Source organism: Citrobacter sp. XT1-2-2, from assembly GCF_023516235.1.
In the GTDB taxonomy this organism is placed as follows: Bacteria; Pseudomonadota; Gammaproteobacteria; order Enterobacterales; family Enterobacteriaceae; genus Citrobacter; species Citrobacter werkmanii.
The window spans coordinates 2,372,785-2,398,167 of the sequence record NZ_CP097324.1; the positions used below are offsets into that span (position 1 = coordinate 2,372,785).

A 25,383-nucleotide genomic window follows, 5' to 3' on the forward strand; every position below is an offset into this window, starting at 1 on the left:
TTGGGTATCAAAACGGTATGGTTTTGCGTATCGCGCCAATGAGGATTTGCGCGGCAGAGGAAAGCTGCACGTCTACACGGGTAAGAATGCCAATAGGTTCACCCGCCCCGTGGGTGGGAATCGGCAATGATACCAACGTCGCCTGACGTAAATCTTCCCGGACCGCGCCTGACGGCACAAACCATACATAGTCGTAGTCAACCGTCAGCTGGCGGGAAAGCGATGCTGACAGCGTTTCGATGCAGCCCGGCGGCATTTTGCAACCCTGGCTTTGCAGTAGCGTTTCCGCGTGCTGACGAGGAGCGGTTCCTTTTGGTGACACCACAACGGGCCATTCCATCACCCGACTCAGCGTGATGGTTTCCTGCAACAACGGGTGGTTAGGCCGCACTACCAGTTTGAGCGACTCAAGAAACAACAGCTCGTAATTCAGACCGACCATTAATTCCGGATCGGCCATCCGACCGATACCGAGATCGATTTCTCCCGATTTTAAACCGGCCAAAATCATGGGATTACTCATGGTGGCAACTTGCAGCGTCGTCTCCATTTGCTGCTTATGGAACGGACCGATTACCGCCGGAAGAATACCCAGCGCAGCGGTGGGTAAGGCCCCAATCCGTACGACGTCAGTCTGCGACTCTTCGCGCTGGTTTAACGCCTGTCCGGCCGTATTGAGCGCGTCCAGTACTCTCACCGCGTGGGTAAGAAACTGCTCGCCGGGCAATGTTAACTGCGCGCCAAGGCGACCGCGTTCAAACAGCCGGGTACCGGTCAGTTGCTCCAGTTCATTCAGTGTTTTGGAGAGGGCCGGCTGGCTCAGATTAAGGGTTTCAGCCGCGCGCCCCAACGTTCCCTGTTGTGCAACGGCGACAAAAGTATGCAGGTGGCGCAAGCGAATGCGCTGATTGAACAGAACATTTTTTTCCATAAGCGATGTTAAAAACAGAGCCGTGTCGGTGACAAGTGAAGTTGTTCGTTTTTGATAACTTGATAGCAAAATATTATTAACATTTATCATGTTTTACTTACAACTTATTTATTTTGCTCATGTTTTATACAGCCAGGCAGGGGGGTGGGATCATGGAAGGGAATGCACCCAGTCGTTATACTTTGAATATTGTTTGCTTTTGCACCCTTTCTCTCACAAGGCACTGATTAATGATACATGTAGTAGGACACCTTAATCCCGATAGCGATGCTATTTGCTCTGCCGCAATGACGGCGCGTTGGCTTACCTTACGCGGTCAGCAGGCTACGGCATGGCGTCTGGGTGAACCTAACCGCGAAACGCAGTTTATCTTTGCGCAAGCGGGGCTGGCACTTCCTGAACGGCTGACGTTTGAGTTGACCGATCGTGACGTCTGGTTGGTTGATTTCACCGAACCTGCCCAAGGACCGCAATCGCTGGCAGACAGTAACGTCGTGGGGATTATCGATCACCACCGACTCGGTGGATTAGTCACCCGTCTGCCGCCAGAAGTGTGGGTGAAGCCTGTCGGCAGTAGCGCGACGCTGTTATGGCAACTGATGTCGGAAGATGAGCGTAGCCAGTTATCACCCGCGGAGGCCGTTTTGTTGCTGGGTGCCGTGCTGAGTGACACTGTCACGCTTCGTTCACCCACGACCACCGCTGATGATCGTTTGGCGGTCGATGCGCTGGTTCAAAAGGCCTGTGTAGACCTGGACGCCTTCAGTCGCGACCTGCTGTCTGCCAAAACGAGCGTGGAAGGGATGAGCGCCCGCGAACTCCTGCAGAAAGACATTAAAACCTTCACTATCCATGGGCATCAGGTCTGTGTGGCGCAGCTTGAACTGTACGCGCTGCAACAGGTTGATACAGTGCTGGATGAATTACGCCAGGAAATGGCGCGCTATGCGCAGGAAAAGAATGCCGCGCTGGTTGTGCTCATGCTCACCGATATTAATCTGGGCGACACCAGTCTGTGGTTTGCCGGTTCTGAGCTTTCTGACATCCCGCAGCCCTGCAAGGTGGAAGGTATGCTCAGCCGTAAAAAACAGATGCTCCCCTGGCTGGAAAGTCATTTAAAACCACGCCAGTAGGTTCTGTTCGCCGTCTGTATGGGGTGGGAAACTTACGCGGGGTCACACTTTGTAAATTCTTCCCACCGGACTTTGCAGCGTTCTCTACACTCCAGGTAATATTCACTGGAGGCATGACATTATGGCGAACACCATCACGGCAGATGAGATTCGGGAACAATTTTCGCAGGCAATGTCAGCAATGTACCAGCAGGAAGTCCCGCAGTATGGCACGTTGCTGGAACTTGTCGCTGATGTGAATCTGGCGGTACTGGAAAATAATCCGACGCTGCATGAAAAACTGGCTAATGCGGATGAACTGGCCCGGCTAAACGTTGAGCGCCACGGCGCCATCCGGGTGGGCACTGCGCAGGAGCTTGCTACGCTGCGCCGGATGTTTGCCATTATGGGCATGTATCCGGTGAGTTACTACGACCTCTCTCAGGCCGGCGTCCCTGTACATTCCACGGCTTTTCGGCCCATCGACGATGCCTCGCTTTCGCGCAACCCGTTTCGGGTATTCACCTCGTTATTACGGCTCGAATTAATCGAGAACGTAGCGCTGCGGCAAAAGGCTGCGGAGATCCTTGCAAAACGCGACATTTTCACTCGTCGTTGTCATGAACTGCTGGATGAGTTTGATGCGCAGGGCAGTTTTACGCCTGAGCAGGCGCAGGAGTTTGTCCATGAAGCACTGGAAACCTTTCGCTGGCATCAGCACGCCACGGTAGATGAAGCGACCTATCACGCATTACACAACGAACACCGGCTGATTGCCGATGTGGTGTGTTTCCCTGGTTGTCACATCAACCATCTGACGCCGCGCACGCTGGATATTGACCGGGTACAGTCCATGATGCCGGAATGCGGCATAGAGCCGAAAATATTGATTGAAGGGCCGCCGCGCCGCGAGGTGCCGATTTTATTACGTCAGACCAGTTTCAAAGCGCTGGAAGAACCGGTGCTGTTTGCCGGTGAAATGCGCGGCACTCACACGGCGCGTTTTGGCGAGATTGAACAGCGCGGCGTAGCGCTCACACCGAAAGGCAGAGCCTTGTATGACGAACTGTTGAATAAAGCGGGAACGGGAAAAGACAATCTGACGCACCAGCTGCATCTTCAGGAGGTATTCAAGGCATTCCCGGATAGCGAGTTTCTGCTGCGCCAACAGGGGCTCGCCTGGTTTCGTTATCGACTGACGCCGTCAGGTGAAGCGCATCGCCAGGCCATTCGCCCGGATGACGATCCGCAACCGCTCATTGAGCGCGGCTGGCTGGTTGCGCAACCTATCACCTACGAAGATTTCTTACCGGTTAGCGCTGCGGGGATTTTCCAGTCAAATCTGGGTAATGAAACTCAGGCTCGCAGCCATGGGAATTCCAGTCGCGACGTGTTTGAAGAGGCACTGGGTTGCAAGGTATATGACGAATTTATGCTGTATCAGGAGGCTGAAGAGCGAAGTAAACGGCGGTGTGGTTTACTTTAACAGAATTTACACGGGATTCAGTCTGTTCCCATCGACATAAAATATTTTCGATTTTGTACAGATAATCGGCGACCAACAATTGGATTATTAATGAATTTTGTCTAGAGTGAGCGGTCAGAAATGTGCACTCTCTTGCCGCAGATTTTGACCGGTGCGGGACCATTTACACGACCAGAAGGACTCACTTTCAGGCATGAATCGCAGACGATTTATTAAAGGTTCAATGGCAATGGCCGCCGTGTGCGGAACCAGTGGTATTGCATCACTCTTTTCCCGCGCCGCCTTTGCGGCAGAGTCTGACATTGCAGACGGAAAAACCGTACGTTTTGATTTTTCCGTTCTGCAATCGATGGCCCACGACTTAGCACAGAAACCCTGGGGCGGGGAGCCGCGTGCGTTACCCGACACGCTGGCGAAATTGACGCCGCAGGCCTATAACAGCATTCAATATGACGCAGAGCAGTCTCTGTGGAACAATGTTGAAAATCGTCAGCTTGATGCGCAGTTCTTCCATGTGGGAATGGGATTCCGCCGCCGGGTTCGCATGTTCTCGGTCGATGACAGTACACATATGGCGCGTGAAATCCACTTCCGTCCGGAGTTGTTTAAATACAACGACGCGGGTGTGGATACCAAACAACTGGAAGGGCAAACTGACCTCGGGTTCGCGGGTTTCCGCGTATTTAAAGCGCCAGAACTGGCTCGTCGTGATGTGGTTTCTTTCCTCGGCGCCAGCTACTTCCGCGCTGTGGATGACACCTACCAGTACGGTTTATCGGCGCGTGGTCTGGCGGTAGATACCTATACCGACAGCAAAGAAGAGTTTCCTGATTTCACCGCTTTCTGGTTCGAAACGGTTAAACCGGGCGCGACCTCCTTTACCGTGTATGCGCTACTCGATAGCCCAAGCGTAACAGGTGCCTTTAAGTTCGTGATCCACTGCGAGAAAACGCAGGTGATCATGGATGTACAAAACCATATCTACGCGCGTAAAGACATCAAGCAGCTCGGCATTGCGCCGATGACCAGCATGTTCAGCTGTGGCAACAATGAACGCCGGATGTGCGACACCATTCACCCGCAGATTCATGACTCCGATCGTCTGGCGATGTGGCGGGGCAACGGCGAGTGGATCTGCCGTCCGCTGAATAACCCGCAAAAACTGCAGTTCAATGCCTATACCGATAACAACCCGAAAGGGTTTGGTTTACTGCAGCTCGATCGCGACTTCTCTCATTACCAGGACATCATGGGCTGGTATAACAAGCGTCCGAGCCTGTGGGTCGAACCGCGTAACCAGTGGGGCAAGGGGACCATCGGCCTGATGGAGATCCCGACGACTGGCGAAACGCTGGATAACGTCGTCTGCTTCTGGCAGCCGGAGAAGTCGATTAAAGCCGGCGATGAGCTGGAATTTAAATATCGTCTGTACTGGAGCGCGCAGCCGCCGGTACGTTCGCCGTTGGCTCGCGTGATGGCGACCCGTACAGGCATGGGCGGCTTCCCGGAAGGATGGGCGCCGGGCGAGCACTACCCGGAGAAATGGGCGCGTCGTTTTGCCGTTGACTTCGTCGGTGGCGATCTGAAAGCCGCTGCGCCGAAAGGCATTGAGCCGGTGATAACGCTCTCCAGCGGTGAAGCAAAACAAATTGAGATCCTCTACGTGGAGCCTATCGACGGCTACCGTATCCAGTTTGACTGGTATCCGACGTCTGACTCAACCGACCCGGTAGATATGCGTATGTTCCTGCGTTGCCAGGGCGACGCCATCAGCGAAACCTGGCTGTATCAGTACTTCCCGCCAGCGCCGGATAAACGTCAGTACGTTGACGACCGTGAGATGCGTTAATCACTCCTTTTACGGCTCTCCTGAGGGGGAGCCGTATCTGCAATCTTTCTGAAAATAGTCTGTACGCTATTTACTCGATCCTGTTCGCATTTTTCTGTATGGGAAATGGGTACTCTGGAACTGTGTATTTCTTATACACGTTCTTGTCCACTAACAGGGAGAAAGTATGTTTCCAGAATACAGAGACCTTATTTCCCGACTGAAAACCGAGAACCCTCGCTTTCTGTCCTTATTCGAAAAACACAACAGCCTTGATCATGAGATCTCCAGACTGGAAGGTGCGGATGGTCGGGGGTATAGTTTGGACATTGTTCGCCTTAAGAAACAGAAACTCCACCTGAAGGAAGATCTGCTCAAAATTTTGCAAAAAGAGAGTGTCGGTGAGAGCTAAGTAAAACAGCGCTTGCTGTGTAAAAGGGCTTCCAAAAGGGAAGCCCTTCCTGTTTTATGATGAGCAGAATTAGCTGCTTAACGATCGTAACGGAAAGAAAATGCCAGAAGTGATAACCATTAATGATTCGCTGGAACTGCGTGCCGTCGAAGAACAACACGTCACCCCTCTGCATCAGTTGGTGCTGAAAAATAAAACCTGGCTCCAGCAGTCGCTGAACTGGCCGCAGTTTGTCGAATCCGAGGACGACACGCGCAAAAACGTGCAGGGAAATATGATGTTGCACCAGCGCGGCTACGCCAAAATGTTCCTGATTTTTGCACAACAGAATCTGGTGGGTGTCATCGCGTTTAACCAGATAGAGCCGCTGAACAAAGCGGCCTATATTGGCTACTGGCTGGATGAAGCTCACCAGGGTAAGGGCATTATGTCCCGGGCGCTACAGGCATTGATTCATCATTATGCGCAGCGCCAGGAAATTCGCCGCTTTGTGATTAAATGCCGCGTAGAAAACGTTGAGAGCAACCGGGTGGCATTGCGCAATGGCTTCCAACTGGAAGGATGTTTACGACAAGCAGAGTTCCTCAATGGCGATTACTATGATGTGAATCTCTATGCCCGCATCATTGATGGTCCCTCAGAATAAGCCTGCGATAGGTGTGCGCGTAATGCGCTGCTCACCATTGATCACCTTCGGCCCGCGCAGATGAATAGCATCGCCATCAAATGCTTCAATGTGCGCCTGGCCGGTTATCTCAATGTGATTCTCGACCAACACTTCTCCAAGAACGCAGGCGTGACCTTCAACCAGGATGTGATCGTCAAGCTGGATTGGTCCGCCGCGTAATGTAGCATGTCCCCCGACCAACACATGGTGCTTCAGCACGCAATTACCCTCGACTACCGCGTGTTCTGCCACCTGTGAGCTGTAGCGCAGGGTAGGAATAGCATCTTCATCGGTTCCGGCGATGACGCGCGCATGCCCGTAGACTTTGGCGCAATCGCAAATCCAGACATTATTCTCTTCATTACCTTCCACCTGGGCAAAATCAAAAACTTCCGCCCGATGTTCAATAAAGGCGTAGTTGATTTTCGCATCGCCATAGATCTGCGCCTGATGCACTACGCGTGAGTTGCTGATGGTCGCCCGATCGTAAATCTGCAGCAACTGGTCGTTTTCAACAGTGAGTCCCCTGGCGGCAATGATTTCGGAGCCACATACAACGCGTGCATTACCCCAGAGAAGGCACTCGCCGCGAATAACCGAATCCTGTATCGTGACGTTGTCACGTATTTGTGCGTAATGGCTGATTTCTGCCCGGTCAATCCACACGGCATCGCCTATTTGCGCGCCATCTCTGACGACACTTGCCTGAGTAACCCGCGCGTTTCCGGTTATTGATGCGCCGGAAAATGCGAGCGCATTTTCATCGTAAATCCAGCAATCACCGCGTTGCGACAAGACGCTTTCGTCATCAATCCAGCCGCCAGGCGTACCGGCGGTAACATCATTAAAATCAATGAGCGCAATGATTTGGCGTAGTAATACGCTTTTTTTATTGCCATTATCCTGGTAACTAAAGGAGCGAAGCTCATCGCTGAGTCGATATTTGGTCATTGCTCATTTCCATGTTGCGCACCTTAGTTAAACGTAGCAAAGTTTTCCGTACTGGCTAAACCCGCTGAAATTCCATAAAATGCATTTCAAATATACTTTAAAAAATAAACAAAATGAGTAAGAGCAAACAGAGTGAACGGGTCCTCAATCTTCCGGCCGGTTATTTTGGCATGGTTCTGGGTACTATCGGGATGGGATTCGCCTGGCGCTATGCCAGCCAGATTTGGCCGGTGAGCCACTGGATTGGCGACGGTTTAGTGATTCTCGCCATGGCCATTTGGGGGCTGCTGACGCTGGCTTTTATGTATCGCTTGCTGCACTTCCCGCACAGCGTACTGGCTGAAATTCGTCACCCGGTGATGAGTAGCTTTGTCAGTCTGTTTCCGGCCACAACCATGCTGGTAGCCATTGGCTTTGTTCCCTGGTATCGACCGCTGGCGATCGGGTTATTCAGCATTGGCGTGGTGATACAACTGGCGTACGCGGCCTGGCAAACGGCAGGATTATGGCGTGGAGCGCATCCAGAGGAAGCCACCACGCCGGGTCTGTATCTGCCGACCGTCGCCAATAACTTTATCAGCGCAATGGCCTGTGGTGCGCTTGGTTTCAATGATGCCGGAATGGTGTTTTTGGGGGCTGGCGTATTTTCCTGGCTCAGCCTGGAACCGGTGATCCTGCAACGTTTACGTAGCTGCGGGGAACTGCCAGCGGTCTTACGGACTTCGCTTGGCATTCAACTGGCGCCCGCGCTGGTTGCTTGCAGCGCCTGGCTTAGCGTCAACGGCGGTGAGGGGGATACGTTAGCCAAAATGCTGTTCGGCTATGGTCTGCTGCAACTTCTGTTTATGCTACGTCTCATGCCATGGTACCTGTCGCAACCATTTAATGCCTCGTTCTGGAGTTTCTCGTTTGGCGTGTCGGCCCTGGCGACGACGGGCCTGCATCTGGGACACGGCAGCGAATCAGGATTTTTTCATACGCTGTCTATCCCTCTGTTTATTTTTACCAATTTTATCATTGCATTATTACTGATACGTACGCTTGCTTTGCTGCTGCAGGGAAAGCTGCTTATCCGCACAGAACGTGCTGCATTACTGAAATCTGAGGATAAATGATGACTCATTGCGACGAAAACTACTTTACTGAGAAATACGATTTAACCCGTACGCATTCCGATGTTGTTGAAGCGGCAAAAGTGGTCGCGCCAGGTAAAACATTAGATCTGGGCTGCGGTAATGGTCGTAACAGCCTGTACCTTGCGGCAAACGGCTATGACGTTACCGCATGGGATAAAAACCCCATGAGCATAGCGAACCTTGAGCGCATTAAAGCGGCGGAAGGACTGACCAACCTGCATGCGCAAGTCGCGGATCTTAACGCCTTACGCTTTGATGGCGAATATGATTTTATTCTTTCTACCGTTGTGCTGATGTTCCTTGAGGCTAAAACTATCCCGGGACTGATAGATAATATGCAGCGCTGCACGAAGCCAGGCGGATATAATTTAATCGTTGCGGCAATGGACACTGATGATTTCCCGTGCACTGTTGGTTTTCCGTTTGCGTTTAAAGCGGGTGAATTACGCAACTATTACAGCGGGTGGGATCTGCTGAAATACAACGAAGACGTGGGTGAACTTCATCGTACGGATGAAAATGGTAATCGCATTAAACTGCGCTTTGCCACTATGCTGGCACGCAAAACTGTCTGAAGCTCCTGTCTGGGTTAACTCTCTCTGCGTTCAGCATTTTTTATGTTGAGCGCAAAGATAAAATTGTGCGGTCCTTACCATTTTTAGTGCATCCAAAATGAATCTGTTTTGCTATTCTTTTTAGGCATCATTGCGAAAACTAAAGGGATCGTTTCATGCGTACTCATACTTTATTTAAAGTTGCAGTGCTTACTGGCTTGTTGGCATTATCCGGCTGTGCGTCAAAAGTGACCGAACCGGATAAATATTCTGGGTTTTTAAAAAATTACTCTGATCTGAAGGAAACAAAATCGGCAACCGGACAAACGGTACTCCGTTGGGTTGACCCGAACTACAACGAATCCAAATATGACAACATTGTATATAACCCGGTAACGTATTATCCGGTTCCTAAACCTACTACGCAGGTAGGGCAGAAGGTTCTTGATCAACTACTGACCTACACCAATACACAGTTGAAATCCGCAATCAGTAAACGTAAACCCCTGGTGACTACCCCTGGGCCACGTAGCCTGATTTTCCGCGGGGCAATTACCGGTGTAGCGACCAGTAAAGAAGGGCTGCAGTTCTACGAAGTGATCCCGGTTGCGCTGCTGGTTGCGGGAACGCAAATGGCAACGGGCCACCGTACCATGGATACCAACCTCTACTTCGAGGGTGAGTTGATTGATGCGGCGACCAATAAACCGGTCATTAAAGTTGTACGTAAGGGTGAAGGTAAAGATCTGAACAACGAAAGCACGCCGATGGCGTTCGAAACGTTGAAGAAAGTTGTTGATGACATGGCGACTGATGCTTCCATGTTTGACGTGAACAAAAAAACACAATAATAATGATGAACGCACCATCTAAGGATGGTGCGTTTTTTTTATGCCGTTCGGCGACGATATACGAGCTTACCCATCAGCGCTTCTGGTCGGGCAAACATCACCAGGTTCCCCAGCAAAATCAATACTAATCCCACAATCGCATTTACCTGCCAGATATACCCTTCATACAATGTTGACAGCGTCAGTGCGACCAGAGGAAAAAGCAGCGTACTGTATGCGGCCTTACTGGGACCAATGCGACCGACCAGTGTGAAATAGGCGCCAAAGGCAATCACCGAACCAAAAATAGCCAGGTACAGCAGTGCGCTAAGATAGCTGAAAGTCCACTGCGGAGTGAAGTCATCGCCACGCACCAGCGCAATAGCGGCGATCAGCAATGTACCGTACAACATGGCCCAGCTATTGGTGGTCAATACTTCCAGCCCTTTTTTCTGATGGCGCAGACTTATCATGTTGCCCAATGAAAAACCAAAGGTTCCCAGAGCGCTTAAGCCGATGCCCAGCAGAAGTGAATGGTTGAACCCACTGTTGAGTAAGTCCTGCCAGAACAGGGTGACAATGCCAGTCAGACCGAGACCGGCGGCAATATAAAAGCGCATCGGCGGTTTTTGGCCGAAAAACAGAAAGCTATTGACCGCATTGAACAGGACGGCCATCGAGAAAATCACCGATTCAAGGCCCGTGTTAATCCACGCCGCAGCCGTATAAAAACACCAAAAGTTAAAGCAAAAAACGCATCCGCCTTGTAACAGACAAAACAGATGGTCACGACCAGATAGTTTGCGTAATTTACCGCTAACCAGCAGGATTATTATCATCACCGAGCTGGCAACGGCAAAGCGCCAAAAGATAGAAACCGGCGCTGAAACCGGTCCTTGTTGCAGATAAATGGCAATCCATGTCGTTCCCCAAATCACTACCACCAGGCAGTACAATAGCGCGTTCATACAACTCTCTCTTTTTGGTCTTCAGGCGCACACTGTGTCACGTTGGGTAGCAGGGGGCTTTCATCAGATTGCGGTGGACTTGCAAAATCTTGCGCTTTTTTTCGCGCAAATGTGAAAAGGAAGCTGTTAACAATATGTAGCTGATATAGACTGAAAGCCTGCTAACTTATTTTGAATGTGATGGTATGTCTCAGCCCTACGGTGCCTTTGAAAACTTACGCAAACACAATGCCGTGCTGCACGAGTCGGTTGCGTTACATTCAGGGATCCAACTGGCGGCCTGGTCAAATAAGCGTGATACCATTACCCAGTATTGCGATCACCATACCCTCAGCTTATACATCGCCGATGGTTACGAGAGTTACCACAAGACGGCCGGCGGCTGGAAGAATGGCGGTGGGCCGGACCGTTTTTGCCTGATGCCGAAAGAGAGCGAATCCAGTTGGGATATTCGTGACGATCTTTCCTTTGTTCATCTCTATTGTACGGACGGCCATTTGCGCGAAGTGGGTGAAAAAGTCTGGGACAAAAGCCCTTATAGCTTCACGCTGGATGAGCATACGTTTGGCAGCGATCCGGGGATAACAGCGGTTTATCGTCAGTTTTTACTCGGGAATGACTGGCAACAACCGGCCAACCATCTCACGCTCAGCGCCGCGTCTTCGCTACTGCTCACGCATCTGATCCAGCATTACAGCAACGTCCAATGGCAGTTGCCCGTTGTCACCGGGGGACTTGCGCCTGCCACATTGCGCAATGTGCTGGCCTACATAGAAGCGCATCTGGCGTACCCCATTACCCTGAGCGATTTGGCAAGTGAGGCGGCGCTGAGTGAGTTCCATTTTGCCAGAATGTTTCGCCAGTCAATGAATATGGCGCCGCATCAGTACGTTATGCAACGACGTATGGTATTAGCCCAGCATCTGGTCTGTCATTCTTCCCGCAGTTTGTCGGATATTGCGATGGCTTGCGGGTTCAGTTCAGCGAGCCATTTCAGCAACCGGTTTAAGCAGGTGACGGGTAAAACGCCAACGCAGTTACGTGCGGCGAAATAAAGCAAACACCGCGTAGCACACACCTCCGGCGATCAGCCCCCAAAATGCAGACCCAACCCCCCATAGCGTCAGGCCACTGGCAGTGACCAGAAAAGTAATGATAGCCGCATCACGCTCGGATTCATGATGTAATGCCTGGTATAAGCTGCCGCTAATCGTGCCAAGCAGCGCCAGGCCCGCCAGCATTTGGATCCAGCTTACGGGCAAGGCCGCCATCAGTCCGGTGACCGAACCGCCAAAAACCCCTGCCAAAAGATAGAAGACACCCGCCGCCGCCGCGGCAAGCCAACGTCGCGTTGCATCAGGATGCGCTTCGGGACTTTGGCAAATTGCCGCGGTTATGGCGGCAATGCAAATGGAATAGACGCCAAAAGGGGAAAACAGCAGCGCCAGCAGACCGGTAAAAACAATCAACGGTGAAACGGGTAACGCATAACCTGACGCCTTCATGGTGGCGATACCAGGAGCATTTTGTGAGGCCATGGTGACCAGAAACAGCGGCAGTGCGATGCTAATGCTGTGGGCAAATGAAAAATGCGGGGCGATAAACTCAGGTAACACTGGAGATAAACTTACCTCATTAGTGACAATGTCACCTTTTATCAGCGCGATGATTATACCTATCAGCATCGCGGCGATTGTCGCATACCGTGGGGCAATGACTTTAAACGCTAACCATGCCACCAGCATGCTACCGCATAAGATAAGCTCACTATTAAGGCTACTGAACGCCTGCAGGCCAAAGCGTAGCAGGATCCCGGCCAGCATGGCTGACGCCAGCGAGTGGGGGATTATTTTCATCAGTCGGGCAAAGAGTCCGGTTACGCCGCACAGCACAATTAAGGCGTTAGCCACGATGAAAATACCGATCGCGTCCTGAATCGTTACCCCTTGCAGGCCCGTAACCAGCAGTGCGGCGCCGGGCGTTGACCATGCAGTGAGAACAGGGGCGCGATACCATAATGTCAGCGCCAGCGTACTAACGCCCATCGCTATTCCCAGCGCGGTCATCCAACCCGCAATTTGCCCTGTCGTCGCACCTGCGGCCAGCGCCGCTTGCCAGATAATGGCTGCCGAACTGGCATAACCGACCAGCACCGCGACAAAACCTGATAGCACGGTAGGCAGAGGGATTGAAAATGTGCGCATAGCAACTCCGTGTGCGTTATAACGGTCAGCCACTGTAGCACTGTGCGTTATAGCGTACAAGTGCTAAGCTGTAGCCTTGAGAAGGAAGGGCGAAGGAGGAGAAATATGGATAACTTAACTCACTATCTGGCGACGACGCTCAGAACGCTGCGCCACCAGCGGGAATGGAGTCTCTCGCGTCTGGCGGAGGAAACCGGCGTGTCAAAAGCGATGCTGGGGCAGATTGAGCGCAATGAATCCAGCCCTACAGTGGCGACATTGTGGAAAATCGCCACCGGGCTGAATGTCCCATTTTCAACGTTTATTTCGCCTCCTGAGTCAGACGGCACGCCGTCTTTCGATCCCCAACACCAGGCGATGGTCGTCACGCCGCTGTTCCCATGGGATCCTCAGTTGTGTTTCGATCACTTTTCGATACTGCTGGCGCCCGGCGCGCTTAGTGAATCCACGCCACACGAAAGCGGTGTTATAGAGCACGTAGTGGTGATTAGTGGACTGCTGGATATGTGCATTGATGGTCTATGGCGTACCATTAAAGCCGGTGAAGGTGTCCGTTTTGCCGGCGATACGGCCCATAGTTACCGTAACAGCGGTGAACAAACGGTTCACTTTCATTCGCTGATCCATTACCCGCGCAGTTGATCGGGAAAACTATTCCGAAATGCCGCGCTTGTGACTACAATAGCCGCCATTTTTACCGCTTGTGGATGGTAACAACTGTATGCGCCAGCAACCTCATCACCTTGAATTGTTAAGCCCGGCTCGGGATACCGCCATTGCGCGCGAAGCCATTCTGCACGGCGCAGACGCCGTTTACATTGGCGGACCGGGATTTGGCGCGCGTCATAACGCCAGCAACAGCCTGAAAGATATCGCCGAACTGGTGCCATTCGCTCATCGCTTCGGGGCGAAAATCTTTGTGACGCTGAATACGATTTTGCACGATGATGAACTGGAGCCCGCACAGCGATTAATTACCGATCTGTACCAGACCGGTGTTGATGCTCTGATTGTGCAGGATATGGGGATTCTGGAGCTGGATATTCCCCCCATTGAGCTGCATGCCAGCACGCAGTGTGATATTCGCAGCGTCGAGAAGGCGAAGTTTCTGTCTGATGTCGGATTTACCCAGATTGTCCTGGCGCGGGAACTGAGCCTTGAGCAAATTAACGCCATCCACCAGGCCACGGACGCGACCATTGAATTTTTCATTCACGGTGCGTTGTGCGTTGCCTATTCAGGTCAGTGTTATATTTCACATGCGCAAACCGGACGTAGCGCTAACCGCGGCGACTGTTCCCAGGCTTGCCGTCTGCCGTATACCCTGAAAGACGATCAGGGGCGCGTGGTGTCCTATGAAAAACACCTGCTGTCGATGAAAGATAACGATCAGACCGCCAACCTGGGCGCGTTGATTGATGCAGGCGTGCGCTCTTTCAAAATCGAAGGGCGCTACAAAGACATGAGCTATGTGAAGAATATTACCGCGCATTATCGTCAGATGCTCGACGCCATCATTGAAGAGCGCGGCGACCTTGCCCGTTCATCAGCCGGACGCACCGAACATTTCTTTACCCCCTCCACGGAAAAAACCTTCCATCGCGGTAGCACCGATTATTTTGTCAATGCGCGTAAGGGCGATATCGGCGCGTTTGACTCGCCAAAATTCATTGGTCTGCCGGTTGGTGAAGTCCTGAAGGTCGCGAAAGATCATCTGGATGTTGAGGTCACCGAGCCGCTGGCGAACGGCGATGGTCTGAACGTGTTAATCAAGCGTGAGGTGGTTGGTTTCCGTGCCAATACCGTTGAAAAAACGGGGCACAATCGATATCGGGTGTGGCCGAATGAAATGCCAGCCGATTTGCACAAAGTTCGTGCGCATCATCCGCTGAACCGTAATCTCGATCATAACTGGCAGCAGGCGTTAACCAAAACCTCCAGCGAACGTCGTATCGCGGTTGATATTGAACTGGGCGGCTGGCAGGAGCAGTTGATCCTGACGCTCACCAGCGAAGAGGGGGTGAGCATCACGCATACGCTGGACGGCCACTTTGACGAAGCGAACAATGCGGAAAAAGCGTTAAGCAACCTGCAGGATGGTCTGGCCAAACTTGGACAAACGCTTTATTACGCCCGCGATATTCAGGTTAATCTCCCGGGGGCGCTGTTTGTGCCAAACGGTCAACTCAATCAACTGCGACGTGAAGCTGTCGACATGCTGGATGCGGTGCGTTTGCAAAACTATCAGCGCGGCAGTCGCAAACCAGTGTCACAGCCGGCTCCGGTATATCCACAAACGCATCTGAGCTTCCTGGCAAACGTCTACAACCATAAAGCGCGTGAGTTTTATCACCGCTATGGCGTTCAGTTGATTGATGCGGCCTATGAAGCGCATGAAGAAAAGGGCGATGTGCCGGTGATGATCACCAAACATTGTCTGCGTTTTGCGTTTAACCTGTGTCCGAAACAGGCGAAAGGAAACATCAAGAGCTGGAAAGCAACACCGATGCAGTTGGTAAACGGCGATGAAGTTCTGACGCTGAAATTTGATTGCCGACCGTGCGAAATGCATGTAATCGGCAAGATGAAACATCATATTCTGAAAATGCCGTTGCCAGGCAGCATCGTCGCTTCCGTCAGTCCCGAAGAACTGATGAAAACATTGCCAAAGCGTAAACCTTAACCCTGGTGAGTATCGGGTTTGCGTGATTTTTGCCAGTAATGATGTTCGCGAAGATCGGCGGCGGATTCTTCCGCCGTCACGCGCAGTTCATCGCTGTCGGCGGTGTGCCGTAATACGTGATCGGCATCCTGCACCTGAAGATACTCATGTCCCTGATTGGTTGCGAGAAGTTGACCCGAAAAAAGCGCGCTGGCCAGCAATAACACCGTTAACCCTTTCTTAAACATCATGAACCCTCTGGTACGTTAGCAGCGAAAGTGGCGATAATTTCGCCAGGTGACTATTCAATATTTTAATCGGAGAAATGGCAATCTCTGTTTTGCCAATGAGATGTTTTTTGCATTTTTGTTTGGTCAACGTTGGGATTTGTTACAACCGGGTAGCATTGCGCTGCCCGGTTGTTTTCAGGGAGGGAATCAGGACTTAAAGCCAGCAGCCGTCATCAGTAAACGAAAGAACATACCGACGGCGGCCAGGGCCAGCACGCTGCCACCCCAAAGGATCACCAGCCACATCAGGCGTTTCCAGATTGATTGTTGCATCAATGATACCCCTCACCATGTTGAACTTTGCCGCGGAAAACGTAGTAGCTCCAGCAGGTATACACCAGAATTATCGGTATAATCAGTAGGGCGCCAACCAACATAAAGCCCTGACTTTGCGCAGGCGCTGCCGCCTGCCAGAGCGTAATGGACGGCGGAATGATATGCGGCCATATGCTGATCCCCAGACCGCTGAACCCAAGGAAGATCAATCCCAGCGTCAAAACAAAGGGCAGTGCATGGCTGTGCTGTTGGTCCAGCGAGCGCCACAACCACATGCTGATCAACACCACCAGCAGCGGAACCGGCATCAGGAACCACAGGTTAGGCAGGCTAAACCAGCGCTCGGCAATCGCACTGTGCGCCAGCGGCGTCCATAGGCTGATAATGGCGATAACAACCAGCATCGCCAGCAGCAGTTTTTTGGCCACACGGCGCATTTTATCCTGCAACGGATTTTCGCTTTTCATCACCAGCCATGTGGCCCCCAGCAGGGCGTAAGCCACGACCAGGCCAACACCGCAGAACAGCGTGAACGGGGTCAGCCAGTCGAAAGGGCCGCCGCTGTAGCTGCGTCCGGTGACAGAAAATCCGTTAAGCACGGCACCTACCACGATGCCCTGAGTGAATGTCGCCAGAATTGAACCGCCGAGAAAAGCTTTATCCCAGAATGGTCGATGTGCCGGCGTGGCATTGAAGCGAAACTCAAAAGCGACGCCGCGAAAAATCAGGCCGAGCAGCATCAGGGTGAGCGGGATCGTCAGCGCATCGACAATCACCGCATAGGCCAGGGGGAAAGCGCCGAATAGTCCGGCTCCGCCCAGTACCAGCCACGTTTCATTGCCGTCCCACACGGGGGCGACGCTATTCACCATCACATCACGGTCATCCGCATCCTGAATAGCAGGAAATAAAATGCCGATACCAAGATCGAAACCGTCCATCACGATATACATCAACGTGGCGAACACGATAATGACAAACCAGATAACTGATAAATCGATACCCATTAGCGGTGAGCCTCCGGTTGAGAATCGAGAACTGCAGCAGAAAGCGGTCGTGCAGGCGTGCCGGATGGCGGCGTTGACGGTTCATGTTCCTGTGGCCCTTTACGGATCAGGCGGATCATGTAGCTGTAACCGACGCCAAATACGGAGCTGTACACCACAAAGAATGACAGCAAGCTGATGCTCATATGTAAATCGCCATGCGCGGAAACTGCATCCGCGGTACGTTGCAGACCGTAGACCACCCACGGTTGACGGCCAACTTCAGTGGTTACCCAGCCAGCCAGAATGGCAATCAGACCGGAGGGCCCCATCCATAATGCAAAACGCAGGAAAGGACGTGAGGTGTATAGCCGCTGCTTGTAACGTAGCCGCAGGGCGATCGCGCCCAGCAGGATCATCAGCATGCCTAGCCCTGCCATAATGCGAAACGACCAGAACACCATGGTTGAATTGGGCCGGTCTTCTTTAGGAAACTCTTTCAGGGCCGGGACTTGTTTATCCAGACTGTGGGTCAGGATCAGACTGCCCAGCGCCGGGATTTCCAGTCCATAGCGGGTACGCTCCTGTTCCATATCCGGCCAGCCGAACAGCAATAGCGGAGTGGGTTCACCGGGCGGATTTTCCCAGTGTCCTTCAATCGCCGCAATTTTTGCCGGCTGGTGTTTCAGCGTATTCAAACCGTGCATATCACCAATCAATGCCTGGAGCGGGGCGACGATTAATGTCATCCACAGCGCCATCGAAAACATAGCGCGAATAGCCGGCGTATTGTTTCCGCGCAGCAAATGCCACGCCGCAGAAGCGGCGACAAATAACGCGCTGCTGAGGAAGGCGGCAACGGACATATGCAGCAAACGATAAGGGAATGAAGGATTGAAAATAACGGCGAACCAGTCGACGGGAACAACCTGACCATTAACGATTTCGTAGCCTTGCGGCGTCTGCATCCAGCTGTTGGAGGCGAGGATCCAGAAGGTAGAAATAATGGTACCTAACGCAACCATACAGGTCGCGAAGAAGTGCAGGCCTGGCCCCACGCGATTCCAGCCGAACAGCATTACGCCCAGGAAACCCGCTTCGAGGAAAAAGGCGGTTAACACTTCATAGGTCAGCAGCGGTCCGGTGATGCTCCCGGCGAACTCGGAAAAACCACTCCAGTTGGTGCCGAATTGATAGGCCATCACCAGCCCGGAAACCACGCCCATACCAAAGTTGACGGCGAATATTTTCGACCAGAAATGATATAGCGAGCGCCAGGTGGGATTTTTCGTTTTTAGCCACAGCCCTTCGAGCACTGCCAGATAACTGGCGAGGCCGATGGTAATGGCCGGAAAGATAATGTGGAAGGATACCGTAAACGCGAACTGGATCCTCGCCAGGTGAAACGCGTCAAGACCGAACATGCTTAACTCCGCAGGCAAAATTGATTTGGCGCAATTCTAAGCCTGGGAAGCAATGGAGGGCAGAAACAGAACAGTTCTTTTTAACCATAACAGTTGTCGCTCTGTTATAGGTTGGCCTGGCTGATATGAAATCTGGAAGCTGGATTCCTGTTATTAAATAGCGTCCTCCCCACGCTAGTGATTTTGCGTTATTAATAGCAACACAATCAAAAAGTAAGCATAAATGTTTACTTTGTGTATATAATAGACGACAGGGAGGCGCAGTGAAGCAAAGTGAGTTCAGACGCTGGCTTGAATCTCAGGGAGTTAAAGTTACAAACGGCTCAAATCATCTGAAGTTGAGGTATCAGGGAAGGCGTAGCGTTATGCCCAGGCATCCTGGTGATGAGATAAAAGAGGCCCTGCGAAAAGCGATCCAAAAGCAGCTTGGCTTACAGTAATCATCATCTCTATAAGGCTGACTATATGAGAAATTTTGAGAAAATTATGCGTTATCCCGTTAATCTAATACCCGCCGTGGAAGGTGGGTTCATGGTGTCTTTTCCGGATATTCCTGAAGCATTGACTCAGGGAGAAACTCGCCATGATGCTTTGCAGGCTGCGCAGGCCGCATTGGTCACCGCTTTTGAATTCTATTTCGACGATAACGAACCGATTCCTTTGCCTTCAGCGGTTGTCGCTGGCGCTGACTATGTGGAAATACCACTGAGCGTTGCGTCTAAGGTTCTGTTGTTAAATGCCTTCCTTGAATCGAATATTACCCAGCAGGAGTTGGCAAACAGGATCGGCAGGCCTAAGCAGGAAATCACCCGTTTATTCGATTTAAAGCACGCGACAAAAATTGATGTTGTGCAGATAGCTGCCCGCGCTTTAGGAAAAGAACTGTCGGTAACGATGTTGTAAAACTGTTAACTATAACAGTTATAAAAAATGTCTTGATTATGTAAACTGATATATATAGTGGTTGTCACCAACACCGGTAATCAGGACGAAAGATGAAAAAGTACCAGCGACTGGCAGAGCAAATTCGCGATCAAATCGCGTCTGGCGTATGGCAACCCGGCGATCGTCTGCCTTCATTGCGTGAGCAGGTGGTCAGTAGCGGGATGAGTTTTATGACCGTTGGCCACGCATATCAGTTGCTGGAAAGCCAGGGGCGGATTATTGCCCGGCCCCAGTCGGGTTATTATGTTGCCGCGCGCCCTGAACGTCATTCTGCAGCACCTCAGGTGCAGGTGATGCGCGACGAAGCGGTGGATATCAACACCTACATTTTTGATATGCTGCAGGCCAGCCGGGATGCGTCAGTAATGCCATTTGCCTCCGCATTCCCTGACCCGCGTTTGTTTCCCCTTCAGCAGTTAAACCGCTCGCTGGCGCAGGTGAGTAAAACGGCCACTGCTATGAGCGTGATTGAAAACCTGCCGCCGGGGAATCATGAATTGCGCCATGCCATTGCCCGTCGCTATGCCCAACAGGGAATGACCATTTCACCTGACGAAATTGTGATCACCACCGGTGCGCTTGAAGCTCTCAACCTGAGTCTGCAGGCGGTCACCGAACCGGGGGACTGGGTGATTGTCGAAAACCCCTGTTTCTATGGCGCATTGCAGGCACTGGAGCGATTACGTCTGAAGGCGCTGTCTGTTGCCACTGATGTCAAAGAGGGGATCGATCTGGCCGCGCTGGAGCAGGCGTTGCAGGAGTATCCGGTAAAAGCGTGCTGGTTGATGACCAATAGCCAAAATCCGCTGGGGTTTACGCTCAGTGCAGAGAAAAAAGCGCATCTGGTTGCATTACTGGAAAAATATCATGTGATGCTGATTGAAGATGATGTTTATAGCGAACTTTACTTTGGCCGGGAAAAACCGCTCCCCGCTAAAGCCTGGGATCGCAGCGATAGCGTTCTGCATTGTTCATCATTTTCAAAATGCCTGGTGCCCGGATTTCGCATTGGCTGGGTGTCGGCAGGGAAACATGCCCGGCGCATTCAACGACTCCAGCTAATGAGCACCTTATCTACCAGTTCTCCCATGCAGCTTGCACTCGTCGACTATCTGTCAACACGACGCTATGACGCGCATTTGCGTCGTTTACGCCGTCAGCTTGCGGAACGCAAACAGCAGGCCTGGCAAACGCTACTGCGCCATCTTCCGGCGGAGGTCAAAATTCACCACAACGACAGCGGCTATTTTCTGTGGCTCGAACTGCCGGAACCGCTGGATGCGGGAGAGCTCAGTACGCAAGCGCTGGCGCACCACATCAGCATTGCGCCGGGAAAAATGTTCTCAACCTCGGGGAGCTGGACACGTTTCTTTCGCTTTAATACCGCATGGCACTGGGGAGAACGCGAGGAACTGGCGGTGAAACAGCTTGGAAAATTAATTCGCGACATGATGAAATAAAATGTAACGCGCTATTCAATATAAAAGAATAGTGCGTTCTTATTTTCGAAATAGAGAATACCGAACCCTGATGTTATTTATATCGGGTGCTACCATACAAAAAATCAATAGTTCTAACTATTGCCACCTCTGCAGCTAACTCCTTGTCTATACTCCAGAAGATTAAAACACCCAGTCTGAATCAGTAGCGTAATGAGCGTTAGCTCACAACCTGATTAAATTTCCTTGCGCCAGCAGGAACGCTTAGCACACCCCGACTATTTTTAGGAAAGGACATATATTTACGGCAAGGCTGCCGCTCAATATTTTTTAGACAGGAGTAAGATGTTATGAGCAAGCAATTTGCCCTCAGTAGCCTGTGTGCGCTCAGTATGACGCTGATGACTGCACAGGCAGCCGAACCCCCGACATCATTAGATAAACCAGAAGGCCGCCTGGATATTATTGCCTGGCCGGGTTATATCGAACGCGGACAAACCGATAAACAATATGACTGGGTCTCGCAGTTTGAGAAAGATACCGGCTGCGCGGTCAATGTTAAAACGGCGGCCACATCGGATGAGATGGTCAGCCTGATGGCAAAAGGCGGCTACGACCTGGTGACCGCGTCCGGCGACGCTTCACTGCGTCTGATTATGGGTAAACGCGTGCAGCCGATTAACACCGCGCTGATCCCAAACTGGAAAACTATCGATCCACGCGTGGTGAAAGGCGAGTGGTTTAACGTTGGCGGAAAAGTGTACGGCACCCCGTATCAGTGGGGACCAAACTTGCTGATGTATAACACCAAAACCTTCCCAACGCCGCCGGATAGCTGGAACGTGGTGTTTGTTGAGCAAAAACTCGAGGATGGAAAAAGCAATAAAGGACGCGTGCAGGCCTATGATGGTCCGATCTATATTGCCGATGCCGCGTTATTCGTTAAAGCCACCCAGCCGCAATTAGGCATCACCGATCCCTACCAACTCACCGAACAACAGTACCAGGCGGTTATCAAAGTCCTGAGCGATCAACATGCGCTAATCCATCGCTATTGGCACGATACCACTGTGCAAATGAGTGACTTCAAAAACGAAGGCGTGGTGGCATCCAGCGCCTGGCCTTATCAGGCTAACGCCCTGAAAGCCGAAGGTCAGCCTGTTGCCACGGTATTCCCAAAAGAAGGGGTTACCGGCTGGGCTGACACCACCATGCTGCACAGTGCAGCGAAACACCCGGTGTGCGCTTACAAATGGATGAACTGGTCATTAACCCCGAAAGTACAGGGCGACGTAGCGGCCTGGTTTGGTTCTCTGCCAGTGGTGCCTGAAGGATGTAAAGCCAGCCCGCTGTTGGGTGAAAAGGGCTGTGAAACCAACGGCTATAGCTACTTTGACAAAATCGCTTTCTGGAAAACTCCAATTGCGGAAGGCGGCAAATTCGTTCCTTACAGTCGCTGGACGCAGGATTACATCGCCATTATGGGCGGTCGTTAATTCCGCTGGGGGTTTTATGACGTACGCAGTAGAGTTTCATAACGTCTCGCGTCTGTACGGGGATGTTCGTGCAGTTGATGGCGTGAGTATTGCGATTAACGACGGGGAGTTTTTCTCAATGCTGGGGCCATCCGGCTCCGGCAAGACCACCTGCCTGCGTCTGATTGCCGGGTTCGAGCAGCTTTCAGGCGGCGCAATCACCATTTTTGGAAAACAGGCCAGCGAATTGCCCCCCTGGGAGCGGGACGTCAATACGGTATTTCAGGACTACGCGCTATTCCCACATATGTCGATCCTCGACAACGTCGCTTACGGGCTGATGGTCAAAGGGATTGATAAAAAACAGAGTCACGCCAAAGCCCGTGAGGCGCTTGATAAAGTCGCACTCGGTTTTGTTCATGAGCGCAAACCGTCACAGCTTTCCGGCGGACAACGTCAGCGCGTGGCGATTGCCAGGGCGCTGGTCAATGAACCGCGCGTTCTGCTGTTGGATGAGCCGCTCGGGGCGTTGGATCTTAAGTTGCGCGAACAGATGCAATTAGAGCTGAAGAAGTTACAGCAATCTCTCGGTATCACCTTCATTTTTGTCACTCACGATCAGGGCGAAGCGCTGTCGATGTCTGACCGTGTGGCGGTGTTTAATAACGGTCGTATCGAACAGGTGGATTCTCCGCGTGAACTGTACATGCGTCCACGGACACCGTTTGTGGCGAGCTTCGTCGGGACGTCCAATGTCTTTGATGCCACGATGTCAGCGAACGTTTGCGGGCTACAGGGAATGTTTTCCCTGCGTCCGGAACACATTCGGTTGAATGATGCCGGGGGAGACGTCCAGGCTCCGGGAGTCATCCAGGCGGTGCAGTACCAGGGCGCGGCGACACGGTTTGAACTGAAACTGGCTGGCGGTGAAAAATTACTGGTGAGCCAGGCGAACCTGACGGGAGAAATGCTGCCGTCAACGCTGTCGCCGGGTCAGCAGGTGATGGCATCGTGGTCACGCGACGTGATGGTGCCGTTGGTTGAGGAGAGGTGAATGGCTATGAACGTCTTACATTCGCCATCGCAACCGACAAATCTGAACAAGATTTCCGGTTTTTTCTGGCGTAATCCGGGGCTGGGGCTGTTTTTACTGCTTCTCGGGCCGCTGATGTGGTTTGGCATCGTCTACTTTGGCTCACTGCTGACGCTGTTGTGGCAAGGTTTTTATACCTTCGACGATTTCACCATGTCGGTCACGCCGGACCTGACGCTGGCGAATCTGCAGGCGCTGTTTAATCCCGCCAACTACGACATCATTTTGCGTACCCTGACGATGGCGATAGCGGTCACCATTGCCAGCGCGATTCTGGCGTTTCCGATGGCGTGGTATATGGCGCGCTATACCAGCGGCAAAATGAAAGCCTTTTTTTACATTGCGGTGATGCTGCCGATGTGGGCCAGTTACATTGTTAAAGCCTACGCGTGGACGTTACTGTTGGCGAAAGACGGTGTGGCGCAGTGGTTTTTAACCCATCTTGGGCTGGAGCCGCTGCTGCTTTCGTTCCTGACGCTACCTGCTGTCGGCGGCAATACGTTGTCGACCTCAGGGTTAGGGCGCTTTCTGGTGTTCGTTTACATCTGGTTGCCGTTTATGATCCTCCCGGTACAGGCCGCTTTGGAGAGGCTTCCGCCGTCACTGTTACAGGCTTCCGCTGATTTGGGCGCGCGCCCGCGTCAAACCTTCCGCTATGTGGTTCTTCCGCTGGCAATACCCGGTATCGCGGCGGGATCTATCTTTACTTTCTCTCTGACGTTGGGCGATTTTATCGTGCCGCAACTGGTGGGACCGCCGGGGTATTTCATCGGCAACATGGTGTATTCGCAACAAGGGGCGATCGGCAATATGCCGATGGCGGCGGCATTTACTCTGGTGCCGATTGTGTTAATCGCACTGTATCTGGCGTTCGTGAAGCGTCTGGGAGCTTTCGATGCACTCTGAACGCGCACCCTGGTTACTCAAACTGGCGGCATGGGGCGGGGTTATTTTCCTGCACTTTCCCATCCTCATCATCGCCACCTATGCTTTTAATACTGAGGAGGCTGCTTTTAGTTTTCCACCGCAGGGGTTGACGCTGAAGTGGTTTAGTGTTGCGGCGCAGCGTAGCGATATTCTGGAGTCTGTGACGTTGTCACTTAAAATCGCTGCGTTGTCGACGGCTATTGCTCTCGTTCTGGGGACGCTGGCCGCTGCCGCGCTGTGGCGCAGGGACTTTTTTGGCAAGAGTGCAATATCGCTGTTGCTGCTGTTGCCAATCGCGTTACCGGGGATCATCACCGGTCTGGCGCTGTTGACGGCGTTTAAAACCATCAACCTGGAACCGGGTTTTCTCACGATCGTGGTGGGGCATGCGACGTTTTGCGTGGTGGTGGTGTTTAACAACGTTGTGGCGCGTTTTCGCCGTACCTCATGGAGTCTGGTTGAAGCGTCTATGGATCTTGGCGCCAACGGCTGGCAAACCTTTCGTTACGTGGTGCTGCCGAACCTGGCATCAGCACTGCTGGCGGGCGGAATGCTGGCGTTTGCCTTGTCATTTGATGAAATCATCGTGACAACGTTCACCGCCGGACATGAAAGAACACTTCCTTTGTGGCTGCTCAATCAACTGGGTCGTCCACGGGATGTGCCTGTCACCAACGTTGTGGCATTGCTGGTAATGCTGGTGACTACACTGCCAATTTTAGGGGCCTGGTGGCTAACGCGTGAAGGCGACACTCTCGCCGGAAACGGTAAATAAACGACGATATGG

Annotated in this window: 26 protein-coding genes; 18 read left to right on the forward strand and 8 right to left on the reverse strand. The window is 52.2% G+C overall.

Annotated features, from left to right (window positions below; genetic code table 11):
* Positions 1–7 precede the first annotated feature (7 nt).
* On the reverse strand, positions 8–931 hold the full coding sequence (locus M4I31_RS11255; protein ID WP_038640774.1) for a LysR substrate-binding domain-containing protein: 924 nt from the start codon (positions 929–931) through the stop codon (positions 8–10).
* A 230-nt stretch (positions 932–1,161) separates the two neighbouring features.
* On the opposite strand from M4I31_RS11255, the gene M4I31_RS11260 reads away from it, so the two are divergent.
* The 5 genes from M4I31_RS11260 (at position 1,162) to rimL (ending at position 6,415) form a co-directional block, all read left to right on the forward strand.
* Complete coding sequence (locus M4I31_RS11260) at positions 1,162–2,064, forward strand: manganese-dependent inorganic pyrophosphatase (RefSeq protein WP_085048152.1); 903 nt, start codon at positions 1,162–1,164, stop codon at positions 2,062–2,064.
* A 121-nt stretch (positions 2,065–2,185) separates the two neighbouring features.
* Positions 2,186–3,529 carry a VOC family protein gene (locus M4I31_RS11265; RefSeq protein ID WP_161668020.1) on the forward strand — a complete coding sequence of 448 codons (1,344 nt, stop codon included), beginning with the start codon at positions 2,186–2,188 and terminating at the stop codon, positions 3,527–3,529.
* A gap of 193 nt (positions 3,530–3,722) precedes the next feature.
* Positions 3,723–5,378 carry a glucan biosynthesis protein D gene (locus tag M4I31_RS11270; RefSeq protein ID WP_038640767.1) on the forward strand — a complete coding sequence of 552 codons (1,656 nt, stop codon included), beginning with the start codon at positions 3,723–3,725 and terminating at the stop codon, positions 5,376–5,378.
* Positions 5,379–5,544: 166 nt separating this feature from the next.
* Positions 5,545–5,769 (forward strand): YdcH family protein, encoded by a 225-nt coding sequence (locus M4I31_RS11275; RefSeq protein ID WP_038640766.1) that lies wholly within the window; start codon positions 5,545–5,547, stop codon positions 5,767–5,769.
* A 100-nt stretch (positions 5,770–5,869) separates the two neighbouring features.
* Positions 5,870–6,415 carry a 50S ribosomal protein L7/L12-serine acetyltransferase gene (gene rimL, locus M4I31_RS11280; RefSeq protein WP_085048155.1) on the forward strand — a complete coding sequence of 182 codons (546 nt, stop codon included), beginning with the start codon at positions 5,870–5,872 and terminating at the stop codon, positions 6,413–6,415.
* On the opposite strand, the gene ydcK is transcribed toward rimL, so the two are convergent.
* Positions 6,407–7,387, reverse strand: coding sequence for a YdcK family protein (gene ydcK, locus M4I31_RS11285; protein ID WP_150345059.1), 981 nt, complete (start codon positions 7,385–7,387; stop codon positions 6,407–6,409). The two genes, rimL and ydcK, sit on opposite strands and share 9 nt — an antisense overlap.
* 113 nt (positions 7,388–7,500) lie before the next feature.
* Between ydcK and tehA the strand changes: the two genes are divergently transcribed.
* The 3 genes from tehA to M4I31_RS11300 all read left to right on the forward strand — a co-directional run bounded on the left by tehA (position 7,501) and on the right by M4I31_RS11300 (position 9,928).
* Complete coding sequence (tehA, locus tag M4I31_RS11290; protein WP_085048156.1) at positions 7,501–8,502, forward strand: dicarboxylate transporter/tellurite-resistance protein TehA; 1,002 nt, start codon at positions 7,501–7,503, stop codon at positions 8,500–8,502.
* The gene (gene tehB / locus M4I31_RS11295) at positions 8,502–9,098 is read left to right on the forward strand and encodes a tellurite resistance methyltransferase TehB (protein ID WP_085048157.1); all 597 of its coding nucleotides are present in this window, start codon (positions 8,502–8,504) and stop codon (positions 9,096–9,098) included. Before tehA ends, tehB begins: the two co-directional genes overlap by 1 nt.
* 155 nt (positions 9,099–9,253) lie before the next feature.
* Positions 9,254–9,928, forward strand: coding sequence for a DUF3313 domain-containing protein (locus tag M4I31_RS11300; RefSeq protein WP_085048158.1), 675 nt, complete (start codon positions 9,254–9,256; stop codon positions 9,926–9,928).
* 38 nt (positions 9,929–9,966) lie between these two features.
* Here M4I31_RS11300 and M4I31_RS11305 read toward each other — a convergent pair whose 3' ends face one another.
* Positions 9,967–10,875, reverse strand: coding sequence for a DMT family transporter (locus tag M4I31_RS11305; protein WP_085048159.1), 909 nt, complete (start codon positions 10,873–10,875; stop codon positions 9,967–9,969).
* A 185-nt stretch (positions 10,876–11,060) separates the two neighbouring features.
* Here M4I31_RS11305 and M4I31_RS11310 point away from each other — a divergent pair, with 185 nt between their 5' ends.
* Positions 11,061–11,930, forward strand: a complete 870-nt coding sequence (locus M4I31_RS11310) for a helix-turn-helix domain-containing protein (protein WP_085048160.1) — start codon at positions 11,061–11,063, stop codon at positions 11,928–11,930.
* Here M4I31_RS11310 and M4I31_RS11315 read toward each other — a convergent pair.
* Positions 11,913–13,079, reverse strand: a complete 1,167-nt coding sequence (locus M4I31_RS11315) for a benzoate/H(+) symporter BenE family transporter (RefSeq protein WP_085048161.1) — start codon at positions 13,077–13,079, stop codon at positions 11,913–11,915. The two genes, M4I31_RS11310 and M4I31_RS11315, sit on opposite strands and share 18 nt — an antisense overlap.
* A 105-nt stretch (positions 13,080–13,184) precedes the next feature.
* Here M4I31_RS11315 and M4I31_RS11320 point away from each other — a divergent pair, with 105 nt between their 5' ends.
* Both M4I31_RS11320 and M4I31_RS11325 read left to right on the forward strand, forming a co-directional pair.
* Positions 13,185–13,721 (forward strand): helix-turn-helix domain-containing protein, encoded by a 537-nt coding sequence (locus M4I31_RS11320; protein WP_042308263.1) that lies wholly within the window; start codon positions 13,185–13,187, stop codon positions 13,719–13,721.
* Between the two features lie 79 nt (positions 13,722–13,800).
* Positions 13,801–15,762: a U32 family peptidase gene (locus M4I31_RS11325; RefSeq protein WP_085048162.1), complete on the forward strand. Its 1,962-nt coding sequence runs from the start codon at positions 13,801–13,803 to the stop codon at positions 15,760–15,762.
* On the opposite strand, the gene M4I31_RS11330 is transcribed toward M4I31_RS11325, so the two are convergent.
* The 4 genes from M4I31_RS11330 to M4I31_RS11345 all read right to left on the reverse strand — a co-directional run bounded on the left by M4I31_RS11330 (position 15,759) and on the right by M4I31_RS11345 (position 18,717).
* Complete coding sequence (locus M4I31_RS11330) at positions 15,759–15,989, reverse strand: DUF2554 family protein (RefSeq protein WP_038640744.1); 231 nt, start codon at positions 15,987–15,989, stop codon at positions 15,759–15,761. The genes M4I31_RS11325 and M4I31_RS11330 overlap by 4 nt on opposite strands.
* Positions 15,990–16,178: 189 nt before the next feature.
* Positions 16,179–16,304: a DUF2474 domain-containing protein gene (locus tag M4I31_RS11335; RefSeq protein WP_064507023.1), complete on the reverse strand. Its 126-nt coding sequence runs from the start codon at positions 16,302–16,304 to the stop codon at positions 16,179–16,181.
* Positions 16,304–17,314 (reverse strand): cytochrome d ubiquinol oxidase subunit II, encoded by a 1,011-nt coding sequence (cydB, locus tag M4I31_RS11340; protein ID WP_085048163.1) that lies wholly within the window; start codon positions 17,312–17,314, stop codon positions 16,304–16,306. The genes M4I31_RS11335 and cydB overlap by 1 nt, the downstream gene beginning before the upstream one ends.
* The gene (locus M4I31_RS11345; RefSeq protein ID WP_085048164.1) at positions 17,314–18,717 is read right to left on the reverse strand and encodes a cytochrome ubiquinol oxidase subunit I; all 1,404 of its coding nucleotides are present in this window, start codon (positions 18,715–18,717) and stop codon (positions 17,314–17,316) included. The genes cydB and M4I31_RS11345 overlap by 1 nt, the downstream gene beginning before the upstream one ends.
* 263 nt (positions 18,718–18,980) lie before the next feature.
* Between M4I31_RS11345 and M4I31_RS11350 the strand changes: the two genes are divergently transcribed.
* The 7 genes from M4I31_RS11350 to M4I31_RS11380 all read left to right on the forward strand — a co-directional run bounded on the left by M4I31_RS11350 (position 18,981) and on the right by M4I31_RS11380 (position 25,371).
* On the forward strand, positions 18,981–19,157 hold the full coding sequence (locus M4I31_RS11350; RefSeq protein WP_085048165.1) for a type II toxin-antitoxin system HicA family toxin: 177 nt from the start codon (positions 18,981–18,983) through the stop codon (positions 19,155–19,157).
* Between the two features lie 46 nt (positions 19,158–19,203).
* A complete protein-coding gene (locus M4I31_RS11355; protein ID WP_139815562.1) occupies positions 19,204–19,620 on the forward strand; it encodes a type II toxin-antitoxin system HicB family antitoxin in 417 nt (138 codons plus the stop codon).
* A 92-nt stretch (positions 19,621–19,712) separates the two neighbouring features.
* The gene (locus M4I31_RS11360) at positions 19,713–21,122 is read left to right on the forward strand and encodes a PLP-dependent aminotransferase family protein (protein WP_038640734.1); all 1,410 of its coding nucleotides are present in this window, start codon (positions 19,713–19,715) and stop codon (positions 21,120–21,122) included.
* Positions 21,123–21,451: 329 nt separating this feature from the next.
* On the forward strand, positions 21,452–22,597 hold the full coding sequence (gene ydcS, locus M4I31_RS11365; RefSeq protein WP_069324934.1) for a putative ABC transporter substrate-binding protein YdcS: 1,146 nt from the start codon (positions 21,452–21,454) through the stop codon (positions 22,595–22,597).
* Between the two features lie 16 nt (positions 22,598–22,613).
* Complete coding sequence (locus tag M4I31_RS11370; RefSeq protein ID WP_085048167.1) at positions 22,614–23,630, forward strand: ABC transporter ATP-binding protein; 1,017 nt, start codon at positions 22,614–22,616, stop codon at positions 23,628–23,630.
* Entirely contained in the window at positions 23,631–24,575 is a 945-nt protein-coding gene (locus M4I31_RS11375; protein ID WP_069324933.1) for an ABC transporter permease, read from the forward strand.
* The gene (locus M4I31_RS11380; RefSeq protein WP_003020204.1) at positions 24,565–25,371 is read left to right on the forward strand and encodes an ABC transporter permease; all 807 of its coding nucleotides are present in this window, start codon (positions 24,565–24,567) and stop codon (positions 25,369–25,371) included. The genes M4I31_RS11375 and M4I31_RS11380 overlap by 11 nt, the downstream gene beginning before the upstream one ends.
* Positions 25,372–25,383 lie beyond the last annotated feature (12 nt).